Annotated in this window: 5 protein-coding genes and 1 pseudogene; 5 read left to right on the plus strand and 1 reads right to left on the minus strand. The window is 57.4% G+C overall.

All coding sequences use genetic code 11. From position 1 onward, the window contains the following. Nucleotides 1-141: 141 nt before the first annotated feature. From R4P64_RS29415 to R4P64_RS29430, 4 genes are all read left to right on the plus strand, one after another. Entirely contained in the window at nucleotides 142-1,611 is a 1,470-nt protein-coding gene (locus tag R4P64_RS29415; protein ID WP_317823697.1) for an aldehyde dehydrogenase family protein, read from the plus strand. Nucleotides 1,612-1,628: 17 nt separating this feature from the next. Next, nucleotides 1,629-2,489 carry a mycofactocin-coupled SDR family oxidoreductase gene (locus R4P64_RS29420; RefSeq protein WP_317823699.1) on the plus strand — a complete coding sequence of 287 codons (861 nt, stop codon included), beginning with the start codon at nucleotides 1,629-1,631 and terminating at the stop codon, nucleotides 2,487-2,489. 225 nt (nucleotides 2,490-2,714) lie between these two features. Continuing rightward, nucleotides 2,715-3,959, plus strand: coding sequence for an NAD(P)-binding domain-containing protein (locus tag R4P64_RS29425; RefSeq protein WP_317823700.1), 1,245 nt, complete (start codon nucleotides 2,715-2,717; stop codon nucleotides 3,957-3,959). 207 nt (nucleotides 3,960-4,166) lie between these two features. Continuing rightward, entirely contained in the window at nucleotides 4,167-4,787 is a 621-nt protein-coding gene (locus R4P64_RS29430; RefSeq protein WP_317823701.1) for a PadR family transcriptional regulator, read from the plus strand. A gap of 336 nt (nucleotides 4,788-5,123) precedes the next feature. Here R4P64_RS29430 and R4P64_RS29435 read toward each other — a convergent pair. Next, nucleotides 5,124-5,304: pseudogene (locus tag R4P64_RS29435) on the minus strand (IS30 family transposase); the annotation flags it as partial. Between the two features lie 180 nt (nucleotides 5,305-5,484). On the opposite strand from R4P64_RS29435, the gene R4P64_RS34060 reads away from it, so the two are divergent. Continuing rightward, nucleotides 5,485-6,000, plus strand: a 516-nt coding sequence (locus R4P64_RS34060; RefSeq protein ID WP_411742720.1) for a helix-turn-helix domain-containing protein, incomplete at its 3' end; no start/stop codon positions are given.

Genomic DNA, 6,000 nt, shown 5'->3' on the forward strand with positions numbered 1-6,000 from the left:
TGCCCATTGCCCGAATAATCCCACAAGCATGCAAGGGCTCGATGGCATCCATATTAGTGCCTGAAGCACCACCATCTCAAAATTCCGAGGCCGCCCAGGCCATGACATTCTCCATCAACACTCTGCCGACTGGAACTGCAAATGATTCGACCAGATCACCTGATGCTCATCGACGGAAACCTCGTGACCGCTACTACGGACCGCGTATTTGAGAACATCAATCCCGCGAACGAGGAAGTGATAGGCCATGCGCCAGATGCGAATGCTGGCGATATCGAGCGCGCGATACTCGCGGCCCGCAAGGCCTTCGACACCACGTCATGGTCTACCGACCATGCCTTCCGTCGTGAGTGTCTCATCCAGCTGCAGCAGGGTTTGCAGAAGGAGGTTGAGTCGATCCGTCCGATGCTTGTCGCCGAAGTCGGCACGCCGGTCATGACTACCTACGGCATCCAACTCGACGAGTGCATTGGATACATCAGCCACTACGTCGACCTGCTGGAGTCCTACCAATGGGATCGAATGGTTCCACCGCCCGGCAGCGAGGAGCCGCAGTCACACCGAGTGGTCTGCAGGGAAGCGGTCGGAGTGGTCGTCGCCATCACGCCATGGAATGTGCCGTTGTACCTGAACATCGCCAAGACTGCGGCTGCGTTGGCTGCTGGTTGTACCGTGGTGCTTAAACCTGCGCCAGACACCGCCTTCAGTGCATTGGTCCTCGGCGAGATCGCCCACAAGTACACCGACATCCCAGCTGGTGTATTCAATGTCGTTACCACAAGCGACAATTCAGTTGCAAGTGTGTTGACTTCGCATCCGGCGGTCGACGCAATCTCCCTAACAGGTTCGACTGCGACCGGCCGCAAGATAATGGCCGCCGCCGCGCCGACTCTGAAGAAGATCACCCTCGAACTCGGTGGAAAATCGCCGGCAATTCTGCTCGACGACGCAGATTTCGAGAAAATCGCACCGGTACTTGCCGCCGGTACCTGCTTCCACGCTGGACAGGGGTGTGCCATCTACACCAGGGCCTTGGTCTCTGAGAAGCGCAAGGACGAACTTGTGGAGAGAATCGCCGGAATCATGGGGATGATTCCTTGGGGAGATCCGACGGATCCTGCCAACATCATGGGTCCTGTAGCAAATGCCCGCCAGCACGAGTCGGTGTTGCGCTACTACGAGATTGCGAACGAGACGAGCCGCGTAATCCTCGGCGGACAGAGGACGGACCGATTCGAGAAAGGCTACTGGGTCGAACCGACTCTCATAACGGACGTCGATCCGATGTCGACGATCCCTCAGGAAGAAGTTTTCGGCCCGCTGCTCACCGTCCTGACCTACAAAGACGAAGAGGACGCGATTGCGATTGCCAACAACACGATATTCGGACTTGCCGGCGCGGTGTACAGCGACGATGCCGAGCACGCTCTGAGCCTCGCCCGGCGCCTCCGAAGTGGGTCTATCGGAATCAACGGTGCTGCGGCGTTCCATTCGAGCGTGCCGTTCGGAGGCTACAAGCAAAGTGGTCTCGGCCGCGAGTGGGGTACCGAGGGTCTTGAAGACTTTTTGGAAGTCAAAACAATTGCCTATCCGACTTTGGCAAAAAAATGAAAGAGAAAGGTTCCGTAATGGGAAGAGTTGAAGGAAAGGTGGCATTCATCACCGGTGCCGCCCGCGGACAGGGCCGCAGCCATGCGATCCGGCTTGCGGAAGAAGGCGCCGACATCATCGCAGTCGATATCTGTCAGAACATTGACAGCAACGCATATCCACTTGCTACCCGTGACGACCTCGACGAAACCGCGCGCCTGGTGGAGAAGCTCGATCGTCGAATTGTTAGCGTCGAGGCCGATGTCCGCGAACGTTCACAACTGCAGGCGGCACTGGCGACGGGCGTTTCCGAACTCGGTCGACTGGACGTGGTAGTCGCGCAGGCAGGCATCGCGCCGTTACTGTCCGATGGCAACATTCAGGCATGGGTCGATGTCATTGACACCAACATGATCGGAGTTCTCAACGCGATCCACGCGTCGCTACCTCACCTGAGTGATGGCGGGTCTATCATCGCGACAGGTTCGGCGGCGGCGTTCATGCCCAATGAGCAAATGGACCACCCCGGTTCGGATCCCGGAGGCCAGGGTTACACCGTCGCGAAGATAGGGTTGTCCAACTATATCCATGAACTGGCACGAGCACTGTCGCAGAGGATGATTCGTGCGAATGTCGTGCATCCGACAAATTGCGATACGGATATGCTTCAGTCGGAGCCCATGTACCGGACTTTCCGGCCCGATCTGAAGAATCCCACGGCAGAGGACGCGAAGCTCGCCTTTCCCGTCCAGCAGGCGATGCCCATCCCGTGGGTAGACGCCGTCGACATCAGCAACGCGGTACTCTTCCTTGCCTCAGACGAATCCAGATACGTCACCGGGATGCAAATGAGGGTCGATGCCGGCTCCTATCTCAAGACCCACTCTTTCAAAGTCTGAACCTGCGCCAGGCATAGTCCGGAACAGTTCCACCGATCCGCCCAGTGACGATCCGTCCATTGGGCGGATCGGGAGATGACTGCGCAGACGACTCTCCGAACTAAATGCAAAGACTCACGAACGGTCTGCAAACCGACAAGGCCCCACATCGCTGCATATCGGAGCTAATCGGGCATCCCGTTCGTGTGAACACGTTCGGAACCCTACATACAGAATTGAAAACTCATGACTTCAAATGTTTCGGCGCACTCGGATGAATCGTTGCGGGTCGGGGTGATTGGCCTGGGGGCGATTGGTGCTGGGGTTGCTGTGAGCTTGGCCCGTCGCGGGCGGATTCCGACAGTGTTTGACATTCGCCCTGACGCGTCCGTCGGATTGAAAGATGTTCCTGCCCAGGTAAATACGCCAGGAGCGGTCGCTCAGGTTAGCGACGTCGTGCTGGTGGCTGTGGTTACTGCCGAGCAGGTCCGGGAGGTTTTGATTGGTCGCGATGGCGTTCTGGCCGTGGGCCGGCCAGGGTTGGTGGTAGTGGTGCTGTCCACCGTGTCATTGCCGTCTGTACGTGAGTTGGCGGCGTTATGCGCTGAGCGTGATGTGGTGCTCATAGACGCGGCTGTGTCTGGCGGCGCGCGCGCCGCTGACAATGGATTAGTGGTGATGGTAGGGGGGCCCGACGCGGTCATTGCCAGGGTGGCACCGGTGCTCGAGGATTTTGGTAAAGCGGTTGTGCATTGCGGTGATGTGGGGGCTGGGATGGTGACCAAATTGGCGCGTAATGCGTTGACGTATTCATCCTGGGCTGCGGTGCGGGAAGCGGCATCCATAGCGGCGGCTGGCGGGGTGCCGTTGGATCGTTTGTTGCAGGTTTTCGACGAGGGATCTGATGGTGGTACTGATCCGCTGACGATGTTGCGGATGCGGGTTGAGGGCAGGTCGCTTTCGGATGACGTGGTCGCTTCGATTGATGCGCTGGCTCAGAAAGATCTCGGCGCGGCGCAGCAGTTTGCTGGTGAAGCGGGAATCGAAACTCCGATTGTTGATGTGACGCGGCCTCGGATGGCCGCGGTGCTCATGGGTGAGTTGCCTGAAGAGTTGCCAGTAGATCGTGGTGAGCGTGGCCGGGTGATGATGGACCGTGTGTATGGTTCAGGTTTCAGTTCGCAGATTCCTCAAGATTCAGTGGTCCCAGCGTTGGTTGACACCGTCGAGCATCTTTTTGCTGAAGTGTGGGGGCGGGCACACTTGTCGTTGCGCGATAGACGGTTGCTTGTGTTGGGTGCGACCGCGATGACTGGACGAGGAGATTTACTGGATGTGCAATTGCGAGGTGCGTTGAGTAACGGTGAGTTCACCGTGGCGCAGATGCGGGAGATCACGGTGATGTTGTCCAATTATTGTGGTCCGCAGAACGGGACTTCGATTTTGGGTGTTGTCGAAAAATTGATTGCCGAAGTTGAAGGCGCGGCATGACTCCTGGGCCAAGATCGAAAGGCGAAAATGCCGCTAAACGATGGCGCCGCCCTGTTAACGGGGACTGCACCGGGGTTTCCGGAGACTTTGATGTGCACTCGGTTCGACGGAGTCCGTGAACTTGGTTTCTGGCCACGTTGAACAAGAGGGAAAGCACTTGCACTCTCGGTTCGCACAATAATTCACGTTCCGCAGGAAGGTTTAAATATGGCAAGAGCCGAAACATCCACAGCGAGAAGCACTTTGTCTGCGACAAGCTGGGTCGTCTTAGGCCTCCTCTCCTTCGAGCCCGAAGTCTCCGGACCCGAGCTCAAGAAACGTGCAGATCAAAACCTACAGTTCTTCTACTCGGCACCTTCCTATAGCCATATCTACAGTGAACTGCGAAATCTCGAAGCGCACGGCTTCGCCACCTCCCGCCTGGTGATCACAAAGAACACCCGGAGAAAACGCATGTACGCGGTCACTCCAGCTGGAACCAACGCCGTAGCAACCTGGGTAAACGATTCCCCCGTCGAATCTGTGGTCCTTAAACACGGTGTGATGCTCCGGATATACCTCAGCCACATCGCCGACTCCGAGAGCCTGAAAGCAGCACTCACCGAGCATCGAAACCAGTCCGAGACGATGCGGATCCGTGCGATCGCCGAAACCAAAGCCGCGGCCGAAGAGCTCGGGGGTGTGTATCCGACATTGCTGATGCAATGGTCACAAATGTACTACGAATCAGAACGAAACCGAGCGAACTGGATGCTGGAGAACATTTCTCGGCTACACACCCGAAAGCTGGCCCCCGAAAGCCGTGACCACAGCGACTGCAGCCCCTGATCGCAAAGACTCAATCGGACGAGTCGCAGAACCTACACAGATGGCGGATGAGGTCGGTTGTAAGCGGCGCCGCAAGACAGTTCATGGGGCGCTTTCTACGACCGGTTCCGAATATGAATATCGCGGGGAATGTGAATCGCACCGGAGTGTCCGGAGACTTTGATGCATTGAAAATATAGAAACTCATCTGCGAGGCCACCGCCATACGTCCGAGAAACGGATTCGAGCCGAGGGGTTCTGCGTGCATCTCAGCGAACGCAGCGACCAGCGGGTGATTCAAGAGGCGCGCAGTCGACAAGGACCTGTTGCGCACATTTGCACATCACATGAGCGAATTCAACCGGTCGTCGCAACACCGCCCAGTGGATGGGTGTACTTGTTCGCCAAGGACTTCCGCTGGCGTTCGCCATTTTAGTGCTTTGCGAGGAAGATTGTTGAGTGCGTCAGCTACTGCACCGACTTCACGTCAATCGTATCGAGACAAGTCAGTGCCATTCGGAAAATACTGTCGCAGAAGTGGAATGGACCCCAAAAGTTGGACACCGAATCTAGGTATCCTTCTTCAGGGAGTAGTCAGATGTACTCGAAAAGCACGTTAAGCCACACCGACGCCGTGTCGGCGCTCGAACTGTTCGAGCAGGGCTACACGGCCAAGTCCGTGGCCATTTCGCTTGACCTCGCCCAGAACCCTGTCCAAATGTTGTATCAACGATGGCAACTACGGAGAGCAGGTGCGCTGGTGACGAGAGACCGAAGACAGTACGACTTCGAGACCAAACTCGAGATCGTGCGTCGCCACGTCAACGGAGAGTCCGGAAGGGCTCTGGCCGAAGAGTACGACTTACCCTCGCCCACAACGGTAGCGAACTGGACTGTCATCTACCGACGCGACGGAGAAGACGGGTTACGCCCGAAGAGGCGCGGCAGGCCTCCAACCGATCGCGGGGATTCCCCTGACGAAAAGCGAGCTCGAGACACTGCGCACCGAGAACGAACGACTTCGCGCCGAAGTCGCGTACTTGGGAAGATTGCGGGCCTTGAGGTCGCAGGAACGACGGGCGAAAGTTCAAGCTGTCGACGATCTCAAGGCGCAATTTCCGCTGGCACTCTTGCTGCAGATCGCGCACCTCCCCAAATCGACGTTCTACGACCACCGGCGCCGGCTCCGTCGCGGGGACACCCGAACCGACATCAAAGAGGCCATTCGTGGCGC

Source organism: Rhodococcus sp. IEGM 1366, assembly GCF_033142425.1.
In the GTDB taxonomy this organism is placed as follows: domain Bacteria; phylum Actinomycetota; class Actinomycetes; order Mycobacteriales; family Mycobacteriaceae; genus Rhodococcus_F; species Rhodococcus_F globerula.

Excerpts from the sequence above, each read along its gene's own strand:
- R4P64_RS29415 (WP_317823697.1), top strand. The coding sequence starts at position 142 with ATGATTCGACCAGATCACCTGATGCTCATCGACGGAAACCTCGTGACC.
- R4P64_RS29430 (WP_317823701.1), top strand. The coding sequence starts at position 4,167 with ATGGCAAGAGCCGAAACATCCACAGCGAGAAGCACTTTGTCTGCGACA.
- R4P64_RS29425 (WP_317823700.1), top strand. The coding sequence starts at position 2,715 with ATGACTTCAAATGTTTCGGCGCACTCGGATGAATCGTTGCGGGTCGGG.
- R4P64_RS29420 (WP_317823699.1), top strand. The coding sequence starts at position 1,629 with ATGGGAAGAGTTGAAGGAAAGGTGGCATTCATCACCGGTGCCGCCCGC.